General features: G+C 55.9%; 19 protein-coding genes. 17 read left to right on the top strand and 2 right to left on the bottom strand.

Annotated features, from left to right (window positions below):
- Positions 1-62 precede the first annotated feature (62 nt).
- Positions 63-3,911 carry a DUF3427 domain-containing protein gene (locus tag MDG893_RS03230; protein ID WP_007152290.1) on the top strand — a complete coding sequence of 1,283 codons (3,849 nt, stop codon included), beginning with the start codon at positions 63-65 and terminating at the stop codon, positions 3,909-3,911.
- 26 nt (positions 3,912-3,937) lie between these two features.
- Here MDG893_RS03230 and MDG893_RS03225 read toward each other — a convergent pair whose 3' ends face one another.
- Positions 3,938-4,756, bottom strand: coding sequence for an SDR family NAD(P)-dependent oxidoreductase (locus tag MDG893_RS03225; RefSeq protein WP_007152289.1), 819 nt, complete (start codon positions 4,754-4,756; stop codon positions 3,938-3,940).
- 314 nt (positions 4,757-5,070) lie between these two features.
- On the opposite strand from MDG893_RS03225, the gene rhuM reads away from it, so the two are divergent.
- Complete coding sequence (gene rhuM, locus MDG893_RS03220; RefSeq protein ID WP_244264381.1) at positions 5,071-5,547, top strand: RhuM family protein; 477 nt, start codon at positions 5,071-5,073, stop codon at positions 5,545-5,547.
- Positions 5,548-5,576: 29 nt separating this feature from the next.
- On the opposite strand, the gene MDG893_RS03215 is transcribed toward rhuM, so the two are convergent.
- Positions 5,577-5,801 (bottom strand): addiction module protein, encoded by a 225-nt coding sequence (locus tag MDG893_RS03215; RefSeq protein WP_007152287.1) that lies wholly within the window; start codon positions 5,799-5,801, stop codon positions 5,577-5,579.
- A gap of 250 nt (positions 5,802-6,051) precedes the next feature.
- Between MDG893_RS03215 and MDG893_RS03210 the strand changes: the two genes are divergently transcribed.
- From MDG893_RS03210 to MDG893_RS03140, 15 genes are all read left to right on the top strand, one after another.
- Positions 6,052-6,696, top strand: coding sequence for a hypothetical protein (locus MDG893_RS03210; RefSeq protein ID WP_244264380.1), 645 nt, complete (start codon positions 6,052-6,054; stop codon positions 6,694-6,696).
- A complete protein-coding gene (locus MDG893_RS03205) occupies positions 6,689-9,628 on the top strand; it encodes a coiled-coil domain-containing protein (RefSeq protein WP_007152285.1) in 2,940 nt (979 codons plus the stop codon). Before MDG893_RS03210 ends, MDG893_RS03205 begins: the two co-directional genes overlap by 8 nt.
- On the top strand, positions 9,621-11,021 hold the full coding sequence (locus MDG893_RS03200) for a hypothetical protein (RefSeq protein ID WP_007152284.1): 1,401 nt from the start codon (positions 9,621-9,623) through the stop codon (positions 11,019-11,021). The genes MDG893_RS03205 and MDG893_RS03200 overlap by 8 nt, the downstream gene beginning before the upstream one ends.
- Entirely contained in the window at positions 11,014-11,640 is a 627-nt protein-coding gene (locus MDG893_RS03195) for a condensin complex protein MksE (RefSeq protein ID WP_007152283.1), read from the top strand. The genes MDG893_RS03200 and MDG893_RS03195 overlap by 8 nt, the downstream gene beginning before the upstream one ends.
- Before the next feature lie 193 nt (positions 11,641-11,833).
- Positions 11,834-12,634 (top strand): SDR family NAD(P)-dependent oxidoreductase, encoded by an 801-nt coding sequence (locus MDG893_RS03190; RefSeq protein WP_007152282.1) that lies wholly within the window; start codon positions 11,834-11,836, stop codon positions 12,632-12,634.
- 10 nt (positions 12,635-12,644) lie between these two features.
- Positions 12,645-13,850, top strand: a complete 1,206-nt coding sequence (locus MDG893_RS03185; RefSeq protein WP_007152281.1) for an acyl-CoA dehydrogenase family protein — start codon at positions 12,645-12,647, stop codon at positions 13,848-13,850.
- Complete coding sequence (locus MDG893_RS03180) at positions 13,850-14,887, top strand: phosphotransferase family protein (protein ID WP_007152280.1); 1,038 nt, start codon at positions 13,850-13,852, stop codon at positions 14,885-14,887. The genes MDG893_RS03185 and MDG893_RS03180 overlap by 1 nt, the downstream gene beginning before the upstream one ends.
- The gene (locus MDG893_RS03175; RefSeq protein ID WP_040474269.1) at positions 14,871-15,233 is read left to right on the top strand and encodes a DUF6285 domain-containing protein; all 363 of its coding nucleotides are present in this window, start codon (positions 14,871-14,873) and stop codon (positions 15,231-15,233) included. Before MDG893_RS03180 ends, MDG893_RS03175 begins: the two co-directional genes overlap by 17 nt.
- 36 nt (positions 15,234-15,269) lie before the next feature.
- Positions 15,270-16,880, top strand: coding sequence for an AMP-binding protein (locus tag MDG893_RS03170; protein WP_007152277.1), 1,611 nt, complete (start codon positions 15,270-15,272; stop codon positions 16,878-16,880).
- Between the two features lie 133 nt (positions 16,881-17,013).
- Positions 17,014-18,237: an ABC transporter substrate-binding protein gene (locus tag MDG893_RS03165; RefSeq protein ID WP_007152276.1), complete on the top strand. Its 1,224-nt coding sequence runs from the start codon at positions 17,014-17,016 to the stop codon at positions 18,235-18,237.
- Between the two features lie 77 nt (positions 18,238-18,314).
- Positions 18,315-19,184, top strand: coding sequence for a branched-chain amino acid ABC transporter permease (locus MDG893_RS03160; protein WP_007152275.1), 870 nt, complete (start codon positions 18,315-18,317; stop codon positions 19,182-19,184).
- Positions 19,181-20,128 (top strand): branched-chain amino acid ABC transporter permease, encoded by a 948-nt coding sequence (locus MDG893_RS03155; RefSeq protein WP_007152274.1) that lies wholly within the window; start codon positions 19,181-19,183, stop codon positions 20,126-20,128. Before MDG893_RS03160 ends, MDG893_RS03155 begins: the two co-directional genes overlap by 4 nt.
- Positions 20,125-20,907: an ABC transporter ATP-binding protein gene (locus MDG893_RS03150; RefSeq protein WP_007152273.1), complete on the top strand. Its 783-nt coding sequence runs from the start codon at positions 20,125-20,127 to the stop codon at positions 20,905-20,907. Before MDG893_RS03155 ends, MDG893_RS03150 begins: the two co-directional genes overlap by 4 nt.
- A complete protein-coding gene (locus MDG893_RS03145) occupies positions 20,904-21,608 on the top strand; it encodes an ABC transporter ATP-binding protein (RefSeq protein WP_007152272.1) in 705 nt (234 codons plus the stop codon). The genes MDG893_RS03150 and MDG893_RS03145 overlap by 4 nt, the downstream gene beginning before the upstream one ends.
- Before the next feature lie 30 nt (positions 21,609-21,638).
- The gene (locus MDG893_RS03140) at positions 21,639-22,346 is read left to right on the top strand and encodes a TetR/AcrR family transcriptional regulator (RefSeq protein ID WP_007152271.1); all 708 of its coding nucleotides are present in this window, start codon (positions 21,639-21,641) and stop codon (positions 22,344-22,346) included.
- Positions 22,347-22,370 lie beyond the last annotated feature (24 nt).

The raw sequence follows: 22,370 nt of genomic DNA, 5'->3' as shown, positions 1-22,370 counted from the left end.
TATCCACCTGGTAGCCTGGTCCAGATCGACTCCAGGCTAATTAGTCGCAAGGGAACTACCTAATGCAGGATACGCTGAGCTATTACGACAGCCATGCCGATGAGTTTGTCGAGTCAACGTTTGAAGTCAGCATGGAAGAGCTATACGAGGTGTTCCTGCCGCTAGTTCTCGAAGGTGGACACATTCTAGATGCGGGCTGTGGCTCGGGCCGGGACGCGTTGATTTTCAGTCGAAAGGGATACCGTGTTTCTGCTTTTGATGGTTCAGGCGCCATTGCTTCTCTAGCCAGCGAAAAAACCGGTTTATCGGTTCGGCATCGCTATTTTTCGGATATCCATGAATCCAATACTTACGATGGTATATGGGCCTGTGCAAGCCTTCTGCATTTGCCTCTTGGCGATGTGCCAGAAGTCATTGGCCGGTTGTGGAATGCCCTGAAACCGGATGGCGTCTTCTACATGAGTTTCAAGGTTGGGAAGGGAGAGCGCCAACACAATGGCCGACGCTTTACTGATGCTGACGAGTCTATTGCAGAGCAGTGGATCCAGGGCCTGACAGAATTTGACGCTTGCCAGATGTGGCGCACTGATGATCAGCGTCCTGATAGGGATGAGCAGTGGTTGAACATTCTTCTGACCAAGGCGCCGGCTTCCCACAAAAAGCTGACGACGGGCGGAAAAGAACATCATTTCCTACCCAAGCTTTGCCAGGCAATTAAAGCTGCTGATCGAGTAGATATGGCGGTAGCGTTTGTTAAAACCACCGGTTTAAATCTCTTGTTCCCGGACTTGGTGAGCGCGCTGCAACGAACTCCTGATCCGACTCGCATCCGCATTCTTACCAGTGATTATTTGGACATTACCGACACGGAGGCTCTTCGGAAGCTTGTTCTGTTGCATGACCATGGCGCTCAGGTGCGTGTTTATCAGAGCAAAGGGAGTAGTTTTCATTTGAAAGCCTACCTGTTCGCTGGCCATCTTGAGAGTCAGCAAATGTGGGGCAGGGCGTTCATAGGTTCCAGCAATATCAGTCGACAAGCGCTTCAGGACGGGTTGGAGTGGAACTATCAGGTGGATTTTCCGCCCGACTCAGGGTATTTGGAAGCTGCCAGCAGGTTTGATGAGCTGTTTCAGCACCCAAATGTGGTACCGCTCACTGATAACTGGATCGATGAGTACGAGAAACGGAGAAAGCCGCCAGAACAGTCACTGGAACCGGGCAGTGATGAGAAACAGGAAGTTCCGACACCCAATGACGTGCAACAAGAAGCGCTAGAGGCACTGGACCTAACACGCATGGAAGGCTACCGAAGAGGTTTGGTCGTGTTAGCAACGGGGTTAGGTAAAACCTGGCTATCTGCGTTTGATGCCGCTCAAATGGGTGCGCGCCGGATTCTTTTTGTCGCCCACCGCGAAGAAATTCTTTATCAGGCGGCCGAAACCTACTTGCGGATCAAGCCGAATAGCCGCGTTGGCTTTTACATGGGAAAGCAGCGTGATCGGACAGTGGATATCCTTTGTGCTTCGGTACAGACGCTCGGCAAAGAAACCCATCTGGAACGATTCGACCCACGCCATTTCGATTACATCGTTGTCGATGAATTCCACCATGCCGCCGCGCCTGTCTATCATCGACTTCTGAATTATTTCGCACCCCAGTTTCTGCTGGGACTAACGGCGACGCCAGATCGCACGGACCGCTCCGATATTTTGTCGTTATGCGATGACAACCTGGTATTTGAGTATCCGTTGTTCGAGGGTGTTAAGAGACGATTCCTGGTGCCGTTTCACTACTACGGTATCTACGACGAGACTGTCGATTACACCGAGATCCCCTGGCGTAACGGAAAGTTCGATCCCAATCTGCTCGCGAATAAACTGGCTACATACGGACGTGCCAAACAGGTACACAGGGTATGGGGCGAGCAGAAGCAAAGCCGGACTTTGGCGTTTTGTGTTTCGCGGGTTCATGCCGATTTCATGGCAGACCAATTTTCTAGAAAGGGCGTAAGGTCTGCAGCCGTCCACGGTGAATCAGAGATGTCCCGTGGCGAGGCCTTGGAGAAGTTGGAGAACGGTCAGCTCGATGTGATTTTTTCCGTTGACCTGTTCAACGAGGGTGTCGATCTGCCCGCTATTGATACGGTGCTGCTCTTGCGCCCAACGGAATCCAAGATCCTTTTCCTCCAGCAGATCGGTCGGGGCTTGCGGAAAAGCTCGGCCACTGGCAAAGACAAGCTTGTGATTCTGGATTTTGTTGGTAACCACCGAAGTTTCCTGCACAAACCTCAGGCGCTTATTGGCCAGGCGATGAATCACCGACAGTTAGCGGAGTTTGCCCGTAAAGCTGAAAAGAACCAGCTGGACCTGCCAGACGGATGCTTTATCAATTACGATCTGGAGGTGATCGACTTCCTTAAAGGTCTTGATCATCAGGGCGCTGAAAAAGACTATCAGGCATTGAAAGATACGTTTGGTCGTCGCCCAACACTCACCGAGTACTATCACTTCGGTGCCAGTATCGCTAAAACCCGAAAACTACACGGAAGCTGGTTTGGGTTAGTGCGCGATATGGATGACCTCACTGATATTGAGACCGAACTTTTAACCAACTATGAATCGTTTTTGCTGGAAGTTGAAACAACGGCTATGAGCAAATCATTCAAAATGATATTGCTAGACGCGTTTCAGCAGTTAGGTGGGTGGCGGAATCCACCACTGCTCTCGAAACTTGCCCAAGCCTCATGGCAGACATTAAAGCGCAGGCCGAGGCTGTATCAAGAGATTGCCGATTCAGTAAAAAACGTTGATGGCTCCTCGGCGCAATGGCAGCAGTACTGGAAGAAGAATCCTGTTGATCATTGGACCAACAAGTCTCCAGCAGTTTTTGAGATTGAGGACGATCAATTTAAGCCAGTTATTGTGCTGGAAGGTGATCATATTCCGCCTTTCGAGGAGATGGTGCAGGAGTTAATCGATTATCGCCTGGCCTCCTATGAAGCGCGGCAGTCAACCAAACACGAGCAGTCGTCCTCTGAAAATGTTGTCCCGATTACTCCTTCTGGAACGGAGTTGCCTTACTTTCCATCGTTGAAGATCGCATGTGGCCACTTCAGAAGTAGTCAGGCCGAGGAGCCAGAGTACAGGTCTATCAGAGAGGGCCAGGGACGAATAGAGCCAAATCGCCATTTTATCGCTAGAGCATCCGGTAACTCTATGAATGGTGGCAAGCAGCCGATCCAAGATGGGGATTATCTTTTACTTGAGCAAATGAATCCTAATCAAGCCGGATCAATTACCAACAAGACGCTAGCTATTGAACGGCTCGATGAGACAGGTGACACCCAGTATCTTCTGCGGACAGTGCGCAAATCCCCGGTCGGTGAATATCTCCTTGAAGCTGCTAACCCTGAGTATGAAGATATTACTGTCACTCCTGAGCTGATTGAACAGTTTCGAACGTTCGCGCGCTTTTGCGAGATTATAGATCCGTTGGAAATGGCTGTCGGACAGGACATTCCGAGAGAGGAAATTCCGGAGTTATTCGGAGCAACTTTTAATCCTGGCAATTGGCAAAGTGGGCATATATTTCTAAAAGACGCTAATGCTCACATTTTGCTTGTGACGCTGAACAAACAGGGTAAAGGTGCTCAGCACCGCTACGTTGATCACTGGATTGATGAGAGCACTTTCCATTGGCAGAGTCAGAACTCAACCACGCCTCAAAGCAAGCGCGGAAGGGAACTGATCGACCACAAAAAGCTTGGACTCTCAGTGCACCTTTTTGTCCGTGAAAATAAGCTGCGCAATGGTAAAGCAGCGCCCTTCATTTATTTTGGCCCTGTTGAGTATCAGAGCCATGAGGGCAGCAGCCCTATGAGCGTGACATTTCGGCTTAGTTCGACGGGTTAAAGCACCATGACGATAACCTGAGGCCTCTACCTCAATATTCTCCGCTGAACCGAGAGGGGCATAACCCGGGTGACAAACGCAGCAATATAAGTCTGCGGTGTAACCAGATACCGAGGCTTGGGACGCGCCGCTTCTGCAGCCCTGACAATCTTATTGGCGACGTCCAACGCACTGGCGGTAAATGGCTTCATTCTGGCTCCTGGCGCGAGTGCTGCTTCCATTTCCTCGTACTTTTCCCGGTGCGCCGTGCTCGCCCGGCTGATCACGGGCTGCAACGCGGCCAGGGCATGTTCTCTGAATCGGGTCGCCACGGGGCCCGGAAGCACCATCGATACGCTTTCCAGGCTTTTACTGCTCTGTTCATCAAACCAAAAGTTGTCGTGGGCTGCGTTCATCGCGGACTTCGCGGCACAATAAGCGCCTTTCATTTTCTGGGGCGCGATGGATAAGACGGAGCTCACCGCGATGACCCGTAAGGGTACTCCATGTTGCTCGCAGAGCCTCAGGCAGACAGCAGCGAGCTTGATGGGGCCGAATACGTGGGTGCTGAATTGCTTTTGCCACATGGCTTCGGACAGGTCGCGAAGCGCGCCGAATTGCCCGTAACCGGAGTTGTTGACCAAAATAACCCGCTCGGCTGCCGCAATTTCTGGCTCCAGCGTGCCGGCAAGGCCTTCGATCTGCTCAAAGGATTCAAGATCCAGTGCCAGCTCCAGAACAGCGGACCCAACGCCACTCGGCTGTCGGGACAGGGCGATCACCCTATAGCCTTTCCGGGCAAAGAGGGCGCAGACTTCTAAGCCAATGCCGGCGCTGGCGCCGGTTATCAGTGCTAGTTTCGTCATCACAATATCCGCATCAGGTTTCTACTCACTCAACGTGCCTTATTGCCTGCTGCTACCATTAACGTCTTCACGACCTTAGAATCGTTGTTCAGTTTATTGCGGCATGGCCTTGCGCCAACGTCCCAGCAGTGGAATTCAATTGTAGCCCCTCAAGGATGGAGAAATAGCATGAGTGAAAAAACAGCAGCCCCATTGTTATCTATGAAGATGCCGCTCACGCGGTCTAAGTGCGCCTGGATGCCGGCCAGGAAACCCTGTGGTTAACTCAAGTACGAATGGGTATGTTGTTTTGCGTAAAGTCCCAGAACATCACAATGCACCTGAAGAACATCTATGCGGAAGGTGAGCTGGTGGAGGCCGCAAGTTGTAAGGATTTCTTACAAGTTGAACCAGAGGGCGGTCGGGAGGTCAAACGTCAGCGAAAGCATTGCAGTCTGGATGCAGTGATTTCCGTGGGTTATCGAATCAATTCTGCCCGCGCAACCCAGTTTAGAATATGGGCCACCCGTATTCTACGTGAGCACCTAACCCAGGGCTGGACACTGGACCGCCAGCGCTTCGAAGAAAACGCCCAGGAACTGGAAGCGGCTTTAACACTGGTTCGCAAGGCTGCCCAGAGTCCTTCGTTGGACACCGACAGCGGTCGGGGCCTGGTGGATATCGTCAGCCGCTATGCCCAGACCTTTCTTCTTCTGCAACGTTACGATGAGGGCCTGCTCACTGGAGAGAGAAGGCGGTTACCTCAAAGAAAACGGCGTAAAGTTAGAGGGCTGGTAACGCTCTCACCCTGAGGACGGGGCGGTAACTTCCGAGGAATCCATTATTTTTGCAGCCTGCTCCGAATCTTTCTGAAAACGTCATCGCCGGGCACTGGTTCTAGGCTGCCAGACTCCAGTTCCTCCAGGCGGATTTGTGCAATCTCTGCCCATTTTTCGTCGATACCGGCTTCGATTGGGTTTAGGCTTTTCAACAGTGATTCTACAACCAGCGCTCGTTCGTCGACGGGGAGAGCGCTAGCCTCGTCAATTAAATCCTGAAGGCGCATAGTGTTTGCTCCAAGAGTGGTGAGGGGCCATGTATGGTATCCATATTAAAGCTTTATGAGTTATTTTGCTCCCCAGCTCATACGCAACTCCAAGAATAACCGTGGTGCGCCCTTGAACGACTACCTTGAGAAAATCCTCCGTGGCCAGCCCATTAATTATGAAGCTTTCCTGAAGAAACTTCCGGAGTCGTTTCGTCGTCGCGCTCGAGATGTTTTTGCTACCGATAGAGTCCAAACCAATCGGTGGATAGTGACAGTTTTGGATGAAGCCGCTTTCGCCGAACTGCAAAATATAGCGCAAGCTCCGGCAAGCCGGGTAGACGCCGCAAAAAAGGGCAACTCCCACCGCCACGGCACTGAGGTCAGTTTTCTTCTCGTTTACCATCAGGTGCTGGCGTCCGGCAGGCCGGATGTGGCTGTTATCGGGACGGATTCCGTCGACATGGGGTTTCACCGGGCCCGGTCCGTGCTGGTGGTGGAGAACGAGCGTAATTTCTACCAGTATTTACAGATGCTCGACTTTGCCAGTGAGGCACTGGGAAGGCATGTGCGGCTAACGAACTGCGACGTGGTGTTGGGCGGTGGCAACCGGATTACCCGGGGCGTGGTTCTTGACTGGTTGGCCGGCTACGAAGACGTATTTTGCGCATTCGATTATGATGCGGGTGGTCTGCAAATGTTCTCGACGATGGCTGCCTATCTTGGTGACAAAGCAATCTTTGTTCAGCCGCGCGACTGGCAGCCATGGCTGGCCCGGTTCTGCAAGTTGCCGGACAGTACCGAACGGTTTACAAGGGCGGTATCGCTGGCAGAGGGTTTTGGCTTTATGGCCCTGGCAGAGGCATTTCGATCGACCGGCAAATTCATGGAACAGGAGATGATTCTGGATGAGTGACTCCGAGGGGAGCCCGAGCAATTTCACCTTTGGTGTACGTCGCCTGGTGCTGGTGGATTCCGCCGGCTTCTGTTACGTGGAAATCCCGGTGGATAACCATGGCCTGATTCTCGGCCCTGGGAACCTGGGCAAATCCAGCCTGTTGAATTCGCTGCGCCTGTTTCTGTTGCCGGAGAACAACTTCAAGAACAGCCGCAAGAAGTTCGCCTTCCGCAATGCCAGCGCCGGCAGCTTTTACACCAACGAGGAAAGCTACCAGCATTACTTCCCCAGCCAGTTCAGTTTCCTGATTATGGAGGCCGAGAACCCGGCCGGGGTGCATTGCCAGATTCTGTACCGGGACAGTGCCAGCCAGCTCAGCTATGGCCGCGCTTTCGTGCCGGTGGGTTATGACCAGCTGCGGCCTCTGTTCTGGAACGGTGATGATGAGGACGGTATCGGGCAGGCGGTGCCAGAATTGTCGTTCAGCCGGTTGTCAGAGAACCTGAAAAAGCTCTCCAAAGAAACCCGGCTGGTGAATGATCCGGCCAAATTCAAACAGATGCTCTACAGCAGCGAGCTGATGAACGCGGATGCAGTGCGCTATTCCGTGTTGCCCCTGGGCGAATCCGACGAGCGCCGGGTACAGTCGCTGCGCACGCTGATTCTGCTTTTGTTTGAGATGAAGGCGGACGATCAGGCCATGGCCAATGCGGTGGCCAGTATTATTGAGGCGGACAAGAAGTTTGCGGACGATGCCTTTGATTTCAATATCGATGACTTCCTCAATCGCCACGATCAGTTGAAGCAGCAACAAACCCAGCTGAACCAGATCGAGAAAGAGCGCTCACGGTTTGAAAAGCTGCAGAGGGATTACCAGGCCTACCAGACCCTGCTTCGAAGCCAGCACGACTTTGCCGCGTTTCGGGATGGTGTGACCAATGCCTTGCAGGATATTGGCACCCGGCGCAAAGCCGCCGTTGAGGCGTTCAATGAACAGAACGATACTCTGCGTCATGTCGTGCAGTCCTTGAGGAAACTAGAACAAAATGACCATGCTCTGAAGCAGCTTATAAAGTCAGCTAACCAGAGAATTAAGAGGGCCGAGCAGAACCAGAAAGACGGCGAACTGCTGCTTTCCCAATACGGTGACAATATCCTTCAGGAAATCGAGGAGATCCAGAAAGAGGAACTTGATAGCAAGAAAGGGCACCTGGCCGCATTGAAGAGTGCTGCCCAGGCGGAGATCCGGCTGGAGCAGATCCAGCGCAACAAGCAGGACCTGGAGCGAAAGCTCGACTCTCTGAAGGAAAAAGAAAGTAGGCAACAATGGCAATTGCAGAACCAGCTGGACGAGGCCACTGCTGCGCCTTTGCGGGCCGTGGATTCGAAGCTGGTAATGGCCAGTCCGGGCCAGGACCTGGATGCCGACAGTAAGGCCACCATTGAAGCCTTTGCGCGGCTACTTGTGCCCACTGATAAAGGCTTTGACTGGTTTGATACGGAGTTCCCGACTCAGCCGGCCCGGCAGACAGACTTTGCAGAGCAGCGCCGGCATCTTGAAGGCGAGCTACATGGCCTGGAAAAGGAGCGTTCCGAGCTGGCAGACACCGCCAACCAGGAACATGACCGGCCCCGGCTGATCGAGCGTACGGAAAAAGAAATCCGCTCCATCGAAAAAGACCTGGATACCCTGAGCCGTTACCCGGCGGCCGCCACAACCCTGCGGGACGCCACTGAGGAAAAGCAGGCGGCTGAAGAACAGCTCGCCAAGCTGGAAGAACAGGCCCGGCTGGAGCAGGAAAAGCAGGATGCGGTGCAGCAGAAGGCTGCCAAAGCCAAGGCCGAGAAGGAACGTGTCGAAGAGCGGGAACGGGAGCTAGCAGGCCTGAGCCGTAGCGTGGGCACCGTGGAGCACCGCTTCCCGCACCTGAAAACGGCGGAAGCGGAGCAGCCGCTGGATATCGAGCAGGTGTCTGTCGCCGCGTTTGACGACCTACAAACCCAACTGGACGACCTGGAAGAGCGCCGCCGCAGTATCCTCGACCACCTGCGTCAGTTCGTCTATCTGGGCATCCATGACGATGCCGAAGGTGAGTTACAGAAAGACGGCCCGGCTTCATCGGTTATCCGGGAGACGTTCAAAAGTCTGTCGGATCTTTTTGCCGGCATGGCCGAGCGCTGGAACGTGCTGGAACAGCAGGTTGGTATCCACAACGAGACTGTAGCGAGCTACCGCCAGGCCCTGAAATCCAACCACGAGCACATTGCCCGTTTTGAAGCGCAGCTGAACCGTGAACTGGATGGCGTGTGTATCAACGATTTGGTGGAGATTAGGGTGGATATCCACACCGACCCGAAATTCCGCAATCTGGTGGAAGAAGCCAACAACATCGACCCCTATGGCAACCAACTGCAGTCCGATGCCTTTTACGACCGCTTGCGGGTGTTTGTGGCGGACTTTTTCGGGGAGGGCGGCAGCAAGCGGCTGACCATGGACCGGGTGATCACCGGCATTTCCTACCGCACCCGCAAGGAAAACTCCGCCAACCTCGACAAGAAGGGCCAGTCCACCTCCACCACAGCGCTGATCAATCTGGAACTGGTATACCGGCTGCTGAAACGGGTGTTGTATCCCGGCGTGCAGTTGTCGTTTCCCATGGTGCTGGACGAGCTGGCCAGCGTGGACATCAGCCAGATGCCGTCGCTGCTGGATCGGTTGCGCAAACAGGGTTTCAACCTGTTCTCGGCGGCCACCCACAGCGCCAGCGCGGAAGTGATTTACCTGATTGGCCGACACCTGGAAGTGGGGCAGATGCGCACGGCGCGCCCTTACAGCCCGCAGCGTACCTTGGTGTTCTGGGGCGGTCCCGAGGGGTTCATCAACGGCGAATCCCTCAGCCACTGGGGTGACCAGACCCAGAACAGCCTGCTGGAGCCGGCGAATGAGTAAACGCTTCAGCACCCTGGACACTACCCGGCTGTTGTTCGAGCACCCGAAGATTCTGTTCCGGATGATCGAGAGGATGGACCGGAACGAGGCCCGGTACATTCGCGAGAGTGATCTGGTGGCCGAGGTGATGGACTATACCCGCACTCTGGGCAAGGCCGACAGGGAACGGGTGCGGCTGGCGCTGAACACCGATAATCTGTTCCGCAGTGGCCTGGTGATTGACATCATCAAGGCCGAGGGTGAGCGGCGATTGGTGTTCCAGGATGCCCTGATCAACCTGATGCGGGCCTGCAACGCCTCGCTGTACCAAGAACTGACCGATGCCAAGCTGAGAGGCCATCTGGTGACCTTGCGGGATGTGCGTAATCGTCTGGAAACCAGCAGCTTCAGCGACGCGGACCCGGATTACACCGAGTTGCGGGACGACCTGAACGAGCGGGTCAGCCAGCTTATTGGCCTGCTGCGCCAGAATGTGCTGCGCATGCAGACCATCAGCGCACAGCTTGCGGATCTGTCCGGGGATGCCAGCCGGGCGCCGGAGAAATACCTGGAGTTCCGCCAGAACCTGTTTGAGCAAATCGTTACCCTGTACGAGCGCCACATCAAACCGACCCTGGTGTTCCTGAACCCGGACACGCGGCTGCCCGACGGCAGCAACCTGTTCGAGACCCTGGAAGCCATCGTCCGGCTGCTGGAAACCCACGACGACCAGAGCCTGGCGGACCAGTTGTTCCGGTCCTCTCTCAGCCTGAATGCCCTGTACAAACCGATTTCAGCGGTGGCCCAGGAGGTGGAGCACTTCCTGCGCAAGACCCGCCAGGGCATGGTTCAGTACAACGCCATGGAGCATTTCTACGGCAAGCTGCAGGCACTCAAGGGCGAAACCGAGACCCTCAGCCTGAAACGAAAGTGGCTGGAAGGCGGGGACTTTGCCCGCAGCACCGGCTTCCTGATTGGCCTGCGGGCCCAGCAGCGTCCGAAGCATTACGCCTTCGGTGAATCGTCCAGCTATTACCAGCTATTGTTCAGCGAACTGGACCTGCGCCTGAACGATCTTCGTCGCCAAGCCGAGGTGCCGGTTCTGGAGGCCGTGGACGGAAGCAGTCGCCACACCCGGATTGACGTTCAGCGCATCAACCAGCTGTATCAGTGGCTGGAAACCCTGGAACTGCGGCCGACCACGGATCTGGTGCGGGAGCTGCACGGCCGCCTGGACGGTTTTATCCCCGGTTATCGCTTTCCGGATTTGTTGGCGGCCCTGAACCGTCTGGTGAACTCGCCGCCGGAGGGTCTGCAGGTGGTCACCACCAACCGATTCCGAATCCTCGACCAGTCATCCGACAGCGAGCAGTTTGTCTATCGCAAGCGCCGCCTGGAGCAACACCATGCCTGAATTCTCTGACGCGATGGAACCCACCGAATCCGTGGACCATTCACACAGTTTGAGCAGTTTCGAGCAGATCCTGCCGGCCCATAGCGCGGCCATCTACCGGGAGTTCCAGGCCGGCCGGGTGGTTGTGCGCGATGTGTGGGACGGCAACCGCTCCGAGCTGCGGGCGAACCCGCTCTACAACTTGCTGTACAACCAACTGTCCCATTTCCGGACCTTCTACGAACACCTTGGCAGCGAGCTGGTGTTCAATGAAACCGGTGCGTTTTTCTTTCTCAAGGAAAGCAGTGACGACGAGAGCGAAGAGCATGATGAGAACGCCTTCCGGGTGCAGGTGATACTGCTGCTGATCGGGCGTTACTTCGCGAGGAGTGGTCGTGACCTCGAATACCTTGGCCGGCCCGACGCCGGATTGAATGAGCAGGATCTTGCGGCGTTGGAAGGCGATGAGGAGTATCAGGAAATTCTGCGGGCGGCACGCTTTGAAAAAGGGGTGCCGGAAGCCCTGGACTATCTGGATAAACGCAATCTGCTGTTTCGCGCTGGGGCCGGGCGCTGCTTTCTGAGTTCCGCTGGCCTGTACTTTCTTCAGGAGCTGGTGCGGGAGTATGAGCAGGGGTAGACGTAGGATTTCGGTATCAAGGCGTGTCATCCGATTCCAGGTTTTGGTTCCTGGTGCTCCCAAAACCGGGCACCATAGAAAACATCTTCCCTGAATAACCCTTTCAACATTCGTATATTGCCTTTGAATTCTTTCTCTTTCTTACTTGAATAAATCGAGCGCTCGTTCTATTTTGTGTTCAGGAGGTCGAGATATGAACAATTCCGATAATACGAACCCCGACAACACGAACCGCGCCCTGAGCATGAAGGGTAAGACTGCGTTAGTCACCGGAGCTGCTGGTGGCTTGGGCCAGAATTTCACCCAGTGTCTGCTTGAAGCCGGTGCAACCGTCATCGTCAGTGGTCGCCGCCGCGAAGCGCTCGAATCACTCAGTGCCAGTTTTCCCGAATATGCTAGCCATATTCATGTCGTGACTATGGACGTCACCGACGAGGCAAGTGTTGCCGAGGCGTTCGATACCATGGCGGACGACGCTGGTATTCCGGATGTGGTGGTCTCCAATGCTGGCGTAGCCACTAGCAAAAAAGCGATGGACCTGACGGGGTCAGACTGGGACCGGGTGGTCGACACCAACCTCAAGGGCTCCTGGCTGGTGTGCACTGAAGCGGCACGCCGTCTCTCCGACCTGAATCGGGGCGGCAGCATCATCATGATTTCCTCCATCCTTGGCCATCGCGTGGCCGGCAACGTGGCTCCTTATGCCGCCGCCAAGGCTGGTGTTGAGCAACTGACCCGTGCCCTTGCGCTGGAATGGGCGCGTTACGGGATCCGTGTTAACGCATTGGCGCCGGGTTACATCGAAACCGATTTGAACCGTGATTTCTTTGCCAGTGAACCCGGCCAGAAAATGATTCGCCGCATTCCCCAGCGCCGCCTGGGACAGGCGGGCGATTTGAGCGGCCCATTATTGCTTTTGGCTTCAGAACTTTCGGACTACATGACTGGCAGCACCCTCGTGGTGGATGGCGGTCATATTCAATCTTCCCTTTAAGGAGCGGGCTGTGGATTTCAATCTGAACCCCAGGAACGAGTCGTACCGGAAACGCATCCGGGACTTTGTCGATCAGGAGCTGTTACCGCTGGAGCAGAACGCGGACGCCTACGATGAACACGAAAACATTGCGCCGGACTATCTCGAGAAGATGCGTGCCAAGGCAAAGCAGCAGGGCCTGTGGTGCTTACAGATTCCTGAGGATCTGGGAGGTCAGGGGCTCGATATCGTCGGTATGGCGGCGTGTTACGAGGAAATGAACCGCTCGATTTTCGGGCCGGTGGTCTTCAACGCGGCAGCCCCGGACGACGGCAACATGACGGTACTGGCGAAGGTGGCGACCAAAGCACAGCAGGAACGTTGGCTCAAACCCATGGTGGAGGGCAGGGTACGCTCCTCGTTTGTCATGACTGAGCCGGCTCCTGGCTGCGGATCTGATCCCGGGATGATGCAGACTACTGCCACGCGCAAAGGTGACCGGTGGGTGATCCAGGGTCACAAGCATTTTATTACCGGTGCCGCCGAAGCATCTCATTTTATTCTGATTGCACGGACGTCTGACGACACGCGCAAGGGCCTGAGCGCCTTTCTTTTCCACAAGGATGATCCGGGCTGGGAGATCGTTCGACGGATACCGATCATGGGGCCGGAAGAACATGGCGGCCATTGCGAACTGAAGTTCGATGGTTTGGAAATTCCGGATGAGAATCGCCTGATGGAAGTCGGCGATGGCCTAAAGCTGACACAAATTCGTTTGGGCACCGCGCGCCTAACTCACTGCATGCGCTGGCTAGGCCTGGCCCGTCGTTCTTTGGAAATTGCTACCGAGTATGTTGATAACCGGGAGTCCTTCGGTCAGCCGTTGGCCCAGCGAGAAGGTGTTCAATGGTTATTGGGCGAAGCTGCAATGGAGATACAGATTGGCCGTCTGCTGACCATGCATGCCGCGTGGAAACTGGATCAGGGTGATTTTGCACGCAAGGAGGTGTCCATGGCAAAGGTTGCTGTGGCCGATACGCTTCACAAGGCAGTGGATACTGCGATTCAGCTCTGTGGAGCCCGGGGCTATTCCAAAGATACCCCGCTGGAATGGATCTACCGCTATGCCCGCCAGGCGCGGCTAGTGGATGGTGCGTCTGAGGTGCACAAAATGGTGTTTTCGAAAACGTTGTTGGCTGAACGTACAGACTTCTGGCACTGGGGAGTCGAAGCCTGATGTCTGCACTTGAGGATACCTTTGCCACTTTCATATCGCGGCAGACCGGAGCCTCCGACGCAACGGTCGTCTCTTTCGACAAGCTTTCCGGAGGGGCGATCCAGGATAACTTCGGGCTGACGCTGGATTTGGATGGTGGCAACCGTCCCGGGCGACACGAATTTGTAGTGCGGCAGGACGCACCGTCCGGCGTGGCGGAGAGTTTGAGCAGGCCACAGGAATTCCGCGTGCTGCAGGCAGCCTTTGGTGCCGGAGTTACCACCCCTGAACCTCTCTGGCTGTGTGAGGATACGGCGGTCACAGGGCAGGTGTTCTACGTCATGAGCCGTGCCGCCGGGAGTGCGTCTCCACGCAAGCTGGTCAAGTCGGAGTTTACTGACGAGCAGCGCCGCGCCCTGGTTCGACGGTTCGGCGCTGAGCTCGCCAGGCTTCACAGCGTGCGGCCGCCGGACGATTCGCTGAACTTCCTGGCGAAGCCCAACCCGGACAATCCGGCCCTCAGTCGGGTGGCTCTTTATCGCCGCTATCTGGAAGAAATTGGTGAGCCACATCCGGTGCTGGAATGGGCATTGAACTGGCTTGAAGACAATGCACCGGAACCAGGCCCCACCGTTCTATGTCACTGCGATTTCCGAACCGGCAATTACATGGTAAGCGGCGACAGACTGACGGCCATTCTGGATTGGGAATTCGCCGCCTGGAGCGACCCTTGCGAGGATCTGGGGTGGCTCTGCAGCCGCAGTTGGCGCTTTGGTGCTGATGAGCGGGAAGTGGGCGGAATTGGAGATAAACAGGATCTTCTGGACGGCTACCGGGAGGTAACCGGAATCAGTATTAGTCCGGCAATCGTCAACTACTGGGAGGTCATGGCACTGGTGCGCTGGGCCGCCATTGCCCTGCAACAGGCGCGTCGTCACATGTCGGGTGAGCAACGCTCGCTCGAGCTGGCGTTGACCGGGCGCATGGTGGCTCAGATGGAATACGACCTGCTGAACCAGATTCAGGAACTGGAGGATGGCAATGATCAATCGACCTGAAACCCGTGATCTGCTTGCGGAGGCTCGCCAGGTGTTGCTCGATTCACTGGTTCCCGAGCTCGGTGGAGAGCGCAAATACGAGGCATTGATGATCGCCAATGCCATGGGTATGGCCATCCGGGAACAGGAGTTGCGGGAGGCGGGGGAGCCCGAAACAACTGACGTCATGCTTTCCCGTTTTCTGGCCGGTCACGCGTTGACGGAGGAATCAGGGCAAGGTGAACAGACCCTGGCCAGGGTGCTTCGTGAGCGCACTCTCGACGGCGGTGACCGTGAGTTGCGAACGGTTCTTCGCGCTATGACGGAGACAAGGCTGAAAGTAAACAATCCGGGCTACCTGAAATAACCCGGGCAATACCGGACGGTTTGATATGGGTGCGACATGAACAAGTACAAGAAACTGAACAAGACCACCGCAAACTATTCGCCACTCACTCCGCTCACGCTGCTGCAGCGGTCGGCTCGGGTGTACCCGGAAAAATTGGCGGTGATTGACGACGATATGAACCTGTCTTACAGGGGGCTTTACGCTCGCTGCCGCCAGATGGCGAGTGCCCTGAGCCGCCGCGGTATCGAGACGGGCGACACGGTAGCCATTTTGTGTCCGAACTCCCACGAAATGCTTGAGGCCCATTACTCCGTGCCTATGTCCGGAGGGGTACTTAACGCCATCAACATCCGTCTGGATGCCGGGGCTCTGTCGTTTATCCTGGCTCATGGTGAGGCCCGGGTTCTGTTCTACGACACCCAATGGGAAGAGCAGGTACGGGCCGCTGTAGCCGAGCTTGAGGTGAATCCCCTGTTGGTGGCCATCGATAGCAAGGCCGGGAAGAGCCAGGGGCTGGCGGATCTTGATTACGAAGCCTTGCTGCAGGAAGGCGATGCCGAGGCTGGCTGGCAGCATGCGGCAGACGAGTGGGACGCCATTTCCCTGAATTACACCTCTGGAACCACCGGCAATCCAAAAGGTGTGGTTTACCACCATCGCGGTGCCTATCTTGCGGCCATGACCAACGCCATGGCTTTCGACATGACGGCCGAGACCGTCTACCTGTGGACACTGCCGATGTTCCATTGCAATGGCTGGGCCTATACCTGGGCAATCACCGCCGTCGGGGGTACTCATGTGTGTCTTCGGGAGGTGGACAGTCAGGAGATCTACCGACGCATCGAAGACTACGGTGTCACCCACATGTGTGGGGCGCCGGTGGTGATGAACCTGCTGATACAGGATCTGGGACGGGCGAGCCTGACACTGTCCCGGCCCGCCCGATTTGCTCTCGGTGGCGCAGCGCCCCCCAGCAGTGTTATCCGCAAGGCAGAGGAGATTGGCTTCCAGATTACTCACCTGTATGGCCTGACCGAAACGTTCGGCCCTTCGACACTGTGTGTGCCCCAGCCGGAATGGCAGCAGTTGCCACTGGAGGATCGGGCGAAAAAAATGTCCCGCCAGGGCGTTCCCATGCACGGCCTGGATGAAGTCGCAGTGCTGGATATGGTCAGCGGAGAAGCAGTACCTGCTGACGGAAATGTCATGGGCGAGATCTGTATCCGCGGCAACACGGTGATGAAGGGGTACCTGAAGAATGAGGAAGCCACCGAAAAGTCGTTCAGCGACGGCTGGTTCCACACAGGAGACCTCGCCGTTATGCATCCGGATCACTATGTCGAAATCCGCGACCGGGCCAAGGACGTGATTATCTCCGGCGGCGAAAACATCTCCAGTCTGGAAGTGGAGGAGGTGCTGTACCGACACCCGAGAGTGTCTGAGGCGGCAGTGGTGGCCATGGCCGACGAAAAATGGGGGGAGGTCCCCTGCGCCTTTATCAATCCGATCGATGATGTAGAGGAACTCACGCACGAGGAGATCATCGCTTTTTGTCGAGAACAAATGGCGCACTTCAAGGCGCCCAGAAAGGTCGTGTTGGGTGAGTTGCCCAAGACAGCCACTGGCAAGATCCGAAAGAACATTCTAAGGGACACGTTGTCCTGATGACTGCGCTGACCATGGTCAGCAGGAGGTTGCGATAACGCGAACGACGAACTTACGACAATGAAATCCCGGCTTGATTCAACAGGCCTGGACGTTCCAGTGACAACAAAGACAAGAACACAGGAGCATTAACATGAAATCAATAAGCATCAAGAAACTCATGGTTGCGATGACCGCAACCGCTACGCTTGGTACTGCAGGTATCAGTTATGCCGATGACCCGATCCGGATCGGAGGCCTCTACATTCTCTCTGGCAGTGCTGCCACCTACGGAGAGTTTGCCCAGAAAGGCATCGACCTGGCGGTGGATGAAATCAACGGCTCCGGCGGCATTCTGGGTCGCCAGGTCGAAATGGTTTACGAGGACACCCAGGGGAAGGCGTCGGTAGCCATCCAGGCTGCCCGTAAACTGGTGTACTCGGAGGGTGTGGACGCGCTCGTGGGCCTGGACAGCTCCGGCGTGGCCCAGGGTATGGTTCCAACCATGCCGGAGTTGCAGAAACCCCTGATCATTACCCACGCCGCCACACCGGATGTCACCGGCAAATTGTGTAATTCGTTTACCTATCGCATCAGCGTCAACGTGGCCCAGAACATGAAAGCTGCTGCTCTGGTCGCAGCAGAAACCGATGCCACCAACTGGACTACCATTGGTCCGGACTATGCCTTTGGTCATCAGTCCTGGGAATTCTTCGGAAACTATCTCAAAGAGATCAATCCGGACGTCAACCTGATGTCGGAGACCAACTTCCCGCGCTTCGGCGCCGAGGATTTCACCCCGTTCATTGACAGGGTGATGGACTCTGACGCCGAGGGCGTTCTGATCTCTGTCTGGGGTGGTGACCTGGTCAATTTTGTCCGGCAGGCGAATACCCGTGGGTTCTTTGAAAAGGACCTGGAGGTGATGTTTACCGTTGGCGCCGCGACGGAAGTACTGACTGCGCTGGGTGAAGAAATGCCTGAGGGCGTGCACCTGTCTACACGATACTGGTACGAGGCCTACGATAACGACATCAACGACCGCTTCGTGAAAGCCTACCTTGACGCCTACGGCAATCCGCCGAGCTATAACGCCGAGGGTGCGTATGCCGCGATGTACGCTTACAAGCAGGCAATGGAAGCCGCCGGTAGCACCGAGGGCCCTGCAGTTGCCAAGGCGCTTAGCGGCATGAGCATGGAAGCCCCGAACGGAACGGTCACGTTCCGCAAGGGCGATAATCAGGCTATGGTCAGCCCGAACTGGGGTGTTTCTGGCCCCATGCATCCGGAACACGGTATCCGCACGCTGAACAACCTGCAGATATTTGACGGCGAAAAAGTAGCCCGCACCGTCGAAGAGACCGGTTGCAAGCTTTAATCTGACGGTTGTTCTTTTGCTTGCCGTGGCGTCCTTCGGGGCGCCACGAATCCGGCCCTAACGTAATGAGGTAATACATGTCTGGCATCGGAGCGGCGTTGCTGAATAGTCTCGATATCGGGCTGCTGCTGTTTATCATCGCAGTGGGCCTTAATATCGTGTTCGGTGTGCTGAACATCATCAACTTTGCCCACGGGGCACTTTACATGCTGGGGGCCTATCTGGCCTTCACACTGATCAATATAGCGGGCATGCCTTTCTGGGCGGCCCTGATCCTGGCGCCCATTGGCGTCGCTATCCTGGCCGTCATCATCGATCGGGTTCTGTTGCGCTTCATCTATTCCCGTGACGTAGCAGACAGTCTGCTTCTGACTTTCGCAATCCTGCTGATCATCAACGAAAGTGTGAGGATGATCTGGGGCAGTGGCATCCATGTGGTCCAGCCGCCGGATCTGCTTTCGGGTTCGGTGCAGCTGTTGGGCAGTTCGGTTGCCACCTACAGCCTGTTTGTGATCGTCATCGGTCTGCTATTGCTGGCCGGTCTCTGGTACCTCTTCAACCGCACCCGCGTCGGCCGCATCATGCGAGCCGCGGCACTGGATCGAGATATGGCCGAGGCGCTGTGCATCAACACCCGGCTGGTAGTGACCGGCGTGTTTGCCTTTGGGGCATGGCTGGCGGCCGTCGGAGGTGTGATGGCGGCACCCATGCGTGCGCTGGATCCTGGCATGGGGGACAAGATCATTATCGAGTCGTTCATTGTGGTGGTGATCGGGGGGCTGGGAAGCTTCCCGGGAGCCTTGCTCGGAGCCATCATTCTGGGCCTGATTCACGGCTTCGGTGGCCGCTACCTGCCGGAAGTGAACCTGCTGTTGCCATTCGTTGGTATGGCGCTGGTTCTGTTGTTCAAACCAAACGGCATGATGGGTAAGGGGGCAAACGCATGAAGACCAAGGTTCTTATGGCCATTCTGGCTGTGGTGATTGCCGGGCTGATTGCGGTGCCCTGGATTGCTTCCTATTTCTATGTGTTTATTTTTACCGAAATCCTGATCCTGGGTCTGTTCGCGGCCAGCTTCAACCTGATTTTCGGATATACCGGAATGCTGAGCTTCGGGCATGCGGCGTTCTTCGGTATTGGCGCTTACGCCACCGCCCTGGTGTTGATTCACCTGGAGTGGCCGTTCCTGGTCTGCCTGCTGGTTTCCATGGGGGCGTCCGCGCTACTGGCCTTGATGATCGGCTTCCTGAGCGTACGGCTCAACGAGGTTTACTTTGCCATGCTCACCCTGGCCTTTGGCATGATGGTCTTTGCCATTGCTTACCAGTGGCGATCGGTGACCAACGGCAGTGACGGCCTCGCCGGGTTTACACTGGGCTCTTTCGGGCTTGGGCTTGATCTGACCCTGGCCAATCCATCGGTCTATTATCATGTTGTGCTGGGTATTGTGGCCATTGCCGCAATCGTGCTGTATCTGATCTGCCGCAGTTCTTTCGGCATGATTCTCAAGGCGATCCGCCAGAATCCCGAGCGGGTATCCTTCGCCGGGCTGAACGTGCGTACGTATCGCCTGGTGGCTTTCGTCATCGCCGGAACCTTCGCGGGCCTGGCCGGTGGCCTGATCGCCCCGTTCCTGAGGGTGGCGAGCCCGGAACTTCTGCACTGGTCCATGTCCGCCGAACCAATCCTGATGGCAATCCTCGGTGGCACCGGGTTTTTCCTCGGCCCGTTTATCGGTTCTGCGGCGTTCGTATTGCTGGAAACCTGGATTACCACTTACACGGAGTCCTGGATGCTGGTTCTGGGGATCATCCTGGCGATGATGGTGATCTTCTTCCGCAAGGGGCTGTTGGGCACCGCCATTGACTGGTGGATGGAGGTGAAGAAATGAGTAACCCGGTCCTTACCATTACCAACCTGACCAAACGGTTTGGCGGAGTTACGGCGGTCTCCGATATCAGCCTGGACGTCATGCCCAAGGAAACCATCGCGATTATCGGTCCCAACGGTGCCGGCAAGACCACTTTCTACAACATGGTTTCCGGCCGGATGCAGCCGACGGAAGGCAAGATCATGCTGGAGGGCAGGGATATAACCGGCCTGCCTCCCCACAAGATCAGCCGACTGGGCGTATCCCGATCGTTCCAGATCAATAACATCTTTCCTGAGATGACGGTGCAGGAGAACGTGGAAGTGGTGTTGTCGGCCTATCATGGCCACAGCCGCAAGCTGTTCAATATTGCTTCCCGTAATACCTCTATCCAGCAGGAGGCGGTCGAGTTTCTGAAGCGTCTGGGCATCGACAGCCTGAAAGCACAACGTGCCGAAGTGATCAGCTACGGCGACAAGCGATTGCTGGAAATCGCCATGGTGCTGGCAACGCAGCCGAAGCTGGTGCTACTGGACGAGCCCACCGCCGGGATGACCCCGGATGAAACGAGGCGCACCACGCGGCTGATCAAAAAGCTTGCAGACAGCGGTGACTACACATTCATGATTACCGAGCACGATATGGATGTGGTCTTCAACCTGGCGGACCGGATTCTGGTCATGCACCGTGGCGAAAAGCTCTTTGCCGGTACCCCGGAGGAAGTCAAGAACCACCCGGAGGTTCGTGTCGCCTACCTGGGCGAAGAAGACGACGAGGCGGTCGAGGAGGCCAACCCATGATTCTTGATGTTCGCAATATTCAAACGTTCTATGGTGAGAGTCAGGCGCTCCAGGGTGTTACTCTTCAGCTCGAAGCCGGTGAGACGGTTTGCATTCTGGGCCGGAACGGTGCCGGAAAGAGCACCACCCTGAAAAGCATCATGGGTCTGACACCTCCGAGATCCGGAGAGGTCTTTTATGAAGGCAAGCCGATCCAGGGTAGGCCGGCACACCGGATTGCCCGCGCTGGCATCGGGTATGTACCGGAAGACCGCCGGATATTTCCCGGTCTGACAGTGCGGGATAACCTGGATGTGGCCGCCTATCAACGCAAGGGCAGTGCCGCGCGTTGGACAGTGGATGGCATTCTCAAGAAATACGAGATGCTGGGCGAACGGGCGGACCAGGACGGCGCTACCCTGTCTGGTGGCCAGCAACAGATGCTGGCGGTGGCAAGATCCCTGATGATTCAGCCACGACTGTTACTGCTGGATGAGCCCAACGAAGGACTGGCCCCGGTTATCGTGCAGCAGATCGGTGAATTGATTGACGATCTCAGCCAAACCACAACCATCCTGTTTACCGACCAAAGTGTGCGATTCGCGCTCAAGCACGCTCAAAGAGCCTACATTCTGGAAAAGGGCCAGGTTGTGCACGAAGCGAGCAGTCAGGAGCTGAAGACGGACCAGGCCACACAGGACCGATTCTTGTCCGTGGCATAGTGTGGCTTATAATCCCCGCCGCAGAGGCAAATGGACGTGGCAGTTATGATCGAAAATTACGAAGCATTCCGCGGTGAAGTCCGTCTGTCCAAGGAGGATGTGATCCGTGATGTGTTCCGCCAGAACAAGGAGCGCATCAGTATCAAAAAGGAGGCGACGGCGGTCAAGAATCTGACCCGAATCATCGACTCGACCCTGCGGCTGGCCAACTCCAAGGGGTTCCATGCGATGACGCTGAGGGACCTTTGTGGGGATTCCGGCATGAGCATGGGCGGACTTTATGCGTATATCCGCAACAAGGATGACCTGATTCACCTGATCCAGAGCCACGGATTCATCATCACGCGTCGGACCCTGCTTCACTACACTGATGAAGTTCAGGATGTACGTGGCCGACTGTTTGCCGCGATCAAGGCACATTTGTACCTGAGTGAGTTAATGCGGGCGTGGTTCTACTTTTCCTATATGGAAGCGAAGAGCCTGCCGGTCGAGGAAAAACGTGACGCTGTCGCCATTGAGCTGGAGATCGAGGAGATTTTTCTTCGGCTCATTGAGGATGGCATAGAGGCCAAGGTTTACTGCTCGAGAAACGCCCGCCTTGTGGCCTCCATGATCAAAGCCTTATTGCAGGACTGGTACCTGAAACGCAGGAAATACCGTGATCAGAATGTTGCTGTTGACGACTATGCCGCGTTTGTCAGGGATGTGATTGAAAGCTATCTGCTCGGAGAGCGTTGACTCTCTTCTGTGAGGAATGTGATG

The sequence above is a fragment of the Marinobacter algicola DG893 genome (assembly GCF_000170835.1).
Lineage (GTDB): Bacteria > Pseudomonadota > Gammaproteobacteria > Pseudomonadales > Oleiphilaceae > Marinobacter > Marinobacter algicola.
The sequence above is the reverse complement of the archived record's forward strand: the minus strand, read 5'-3'. Positions and strand labels throughout refer to the sequence as shown.

Bases quoted from the DNA above. Each gene is read 5' to 3' on its own strand.
- MDG893_RS03190 (WP_007152282.1), top strand. From the start codon at position 11,834: ATGAACAATTCCGATAATACGAACCCCGACAACACGAACCGCGCCCTG.
- MDG893_RS03145 (WP_007152272.1), top strand. From the start codon at position 20,904: ATGATTCTTGATGTTCGCAATATTCAAACGTTCTATGGTGAGAGTCAG.
- MDG893_RS03180 (WP_007152280.1), top strand. From the start codon at position 13,850: ATGTCTGCACTTGAGGATACCTTTGCCACTTTCATATCGCGGCAGACC.
- MDG893_RS03205 (WP_007152285.1), top strand. From the start codon at position 6,689: ATGAGTGACTCCGAGGGGAGCCCGAGCAATTTCACCTTTGGTGTACGT.
- MDG893_RS03215 (WP_007152287.1), bottom strand. From the start codon at position 5,801: ATGCGCCTTCAGGATTTAATTGACGAGGCTAGCGCTCTCCCCGTCGAC.
- MDG893_RS03150 (WP_007152273.1), top strand. From the start codon at position 20,125: ATGAGTAACCCGGTCCTTACCATTACCAACCTGACCAAACGGTTTGGC.
- MDG893_RS03160 (WP_007152275.1), top strand. From the start codon at position 18,315: ATGTCTGGCATCGGAGCGGCGTTGCTGAATAGTCTCGATATCGGGCTG.
- MDG893_RS03230 (WP_007152290.1), top strand. From the start codon at position 63: ATGCAGGATACGCTGAGCTATTACGACAGCCATGCCGATGAGTTTGTC.
- MDG893_RS03200 (WP_007152284.1), top strand. From the start codon at position 9,621: ATGAGTAAACGCTTCAGCACCCTGGACACTACCCGGCTGTTGTTCGAG.
- MDG893_RS03140 (WP_007152271.1), top strand. From the start codon at position 21,639: ATGGACGTGGCAGTTATGATCGAAAATTACGAAGCATTCCGCGGTGAA.
- MDG893_RS03225 (WP_007152289.1), bottom strand. From the start codon at position 4,756: ATGACGAAACTAGCACTGATAACCGGCGCCAGCGCCGGCATTGGCTTA.
- MDG893_RS03195 (WP_007152283.1), top strand. From the start codon at position 11,014: ATGCCTGAATTCTCTGACGCGATGGAACCCACCGAATCCGTGGACCAT.
- MDG893_RS03170 (WP_007152277.1), top strand. From the start codon at position 15,270: ATGAACAAGTACAAGAAACTGAACAAGACCACCGCAAACTATTCGCCA.
- rhuM (WP_244264381.1), top strand. From the start codon at position 5,071: ATGCACCTGAAGAACATCTATGCGGAAGGTGAGCTGGTGGAGGCCGCA.
- MDG893_RS03155 (WP_007152274.1), top strand. From the start codon at position 19,181: ATGAAGACCAAGGTTCTTATGGCCATTCTGGCTGTGGTGATTGCCGGG.
- MDG893_RS03175 (WP_040474269.1), top strand. From the start codon at position 14,871: ATGATCAATCGACCTGAAACCCGTGATCTGCTTGCGGAGGCTCGCCAG.
- MDG893_RS03165 (WP_007152276.1), top strand. From the start codon at position 17,014: ATGAAATCAATAAGCATCAAGAAACTCATGGTTGCGATGACCGCAACC.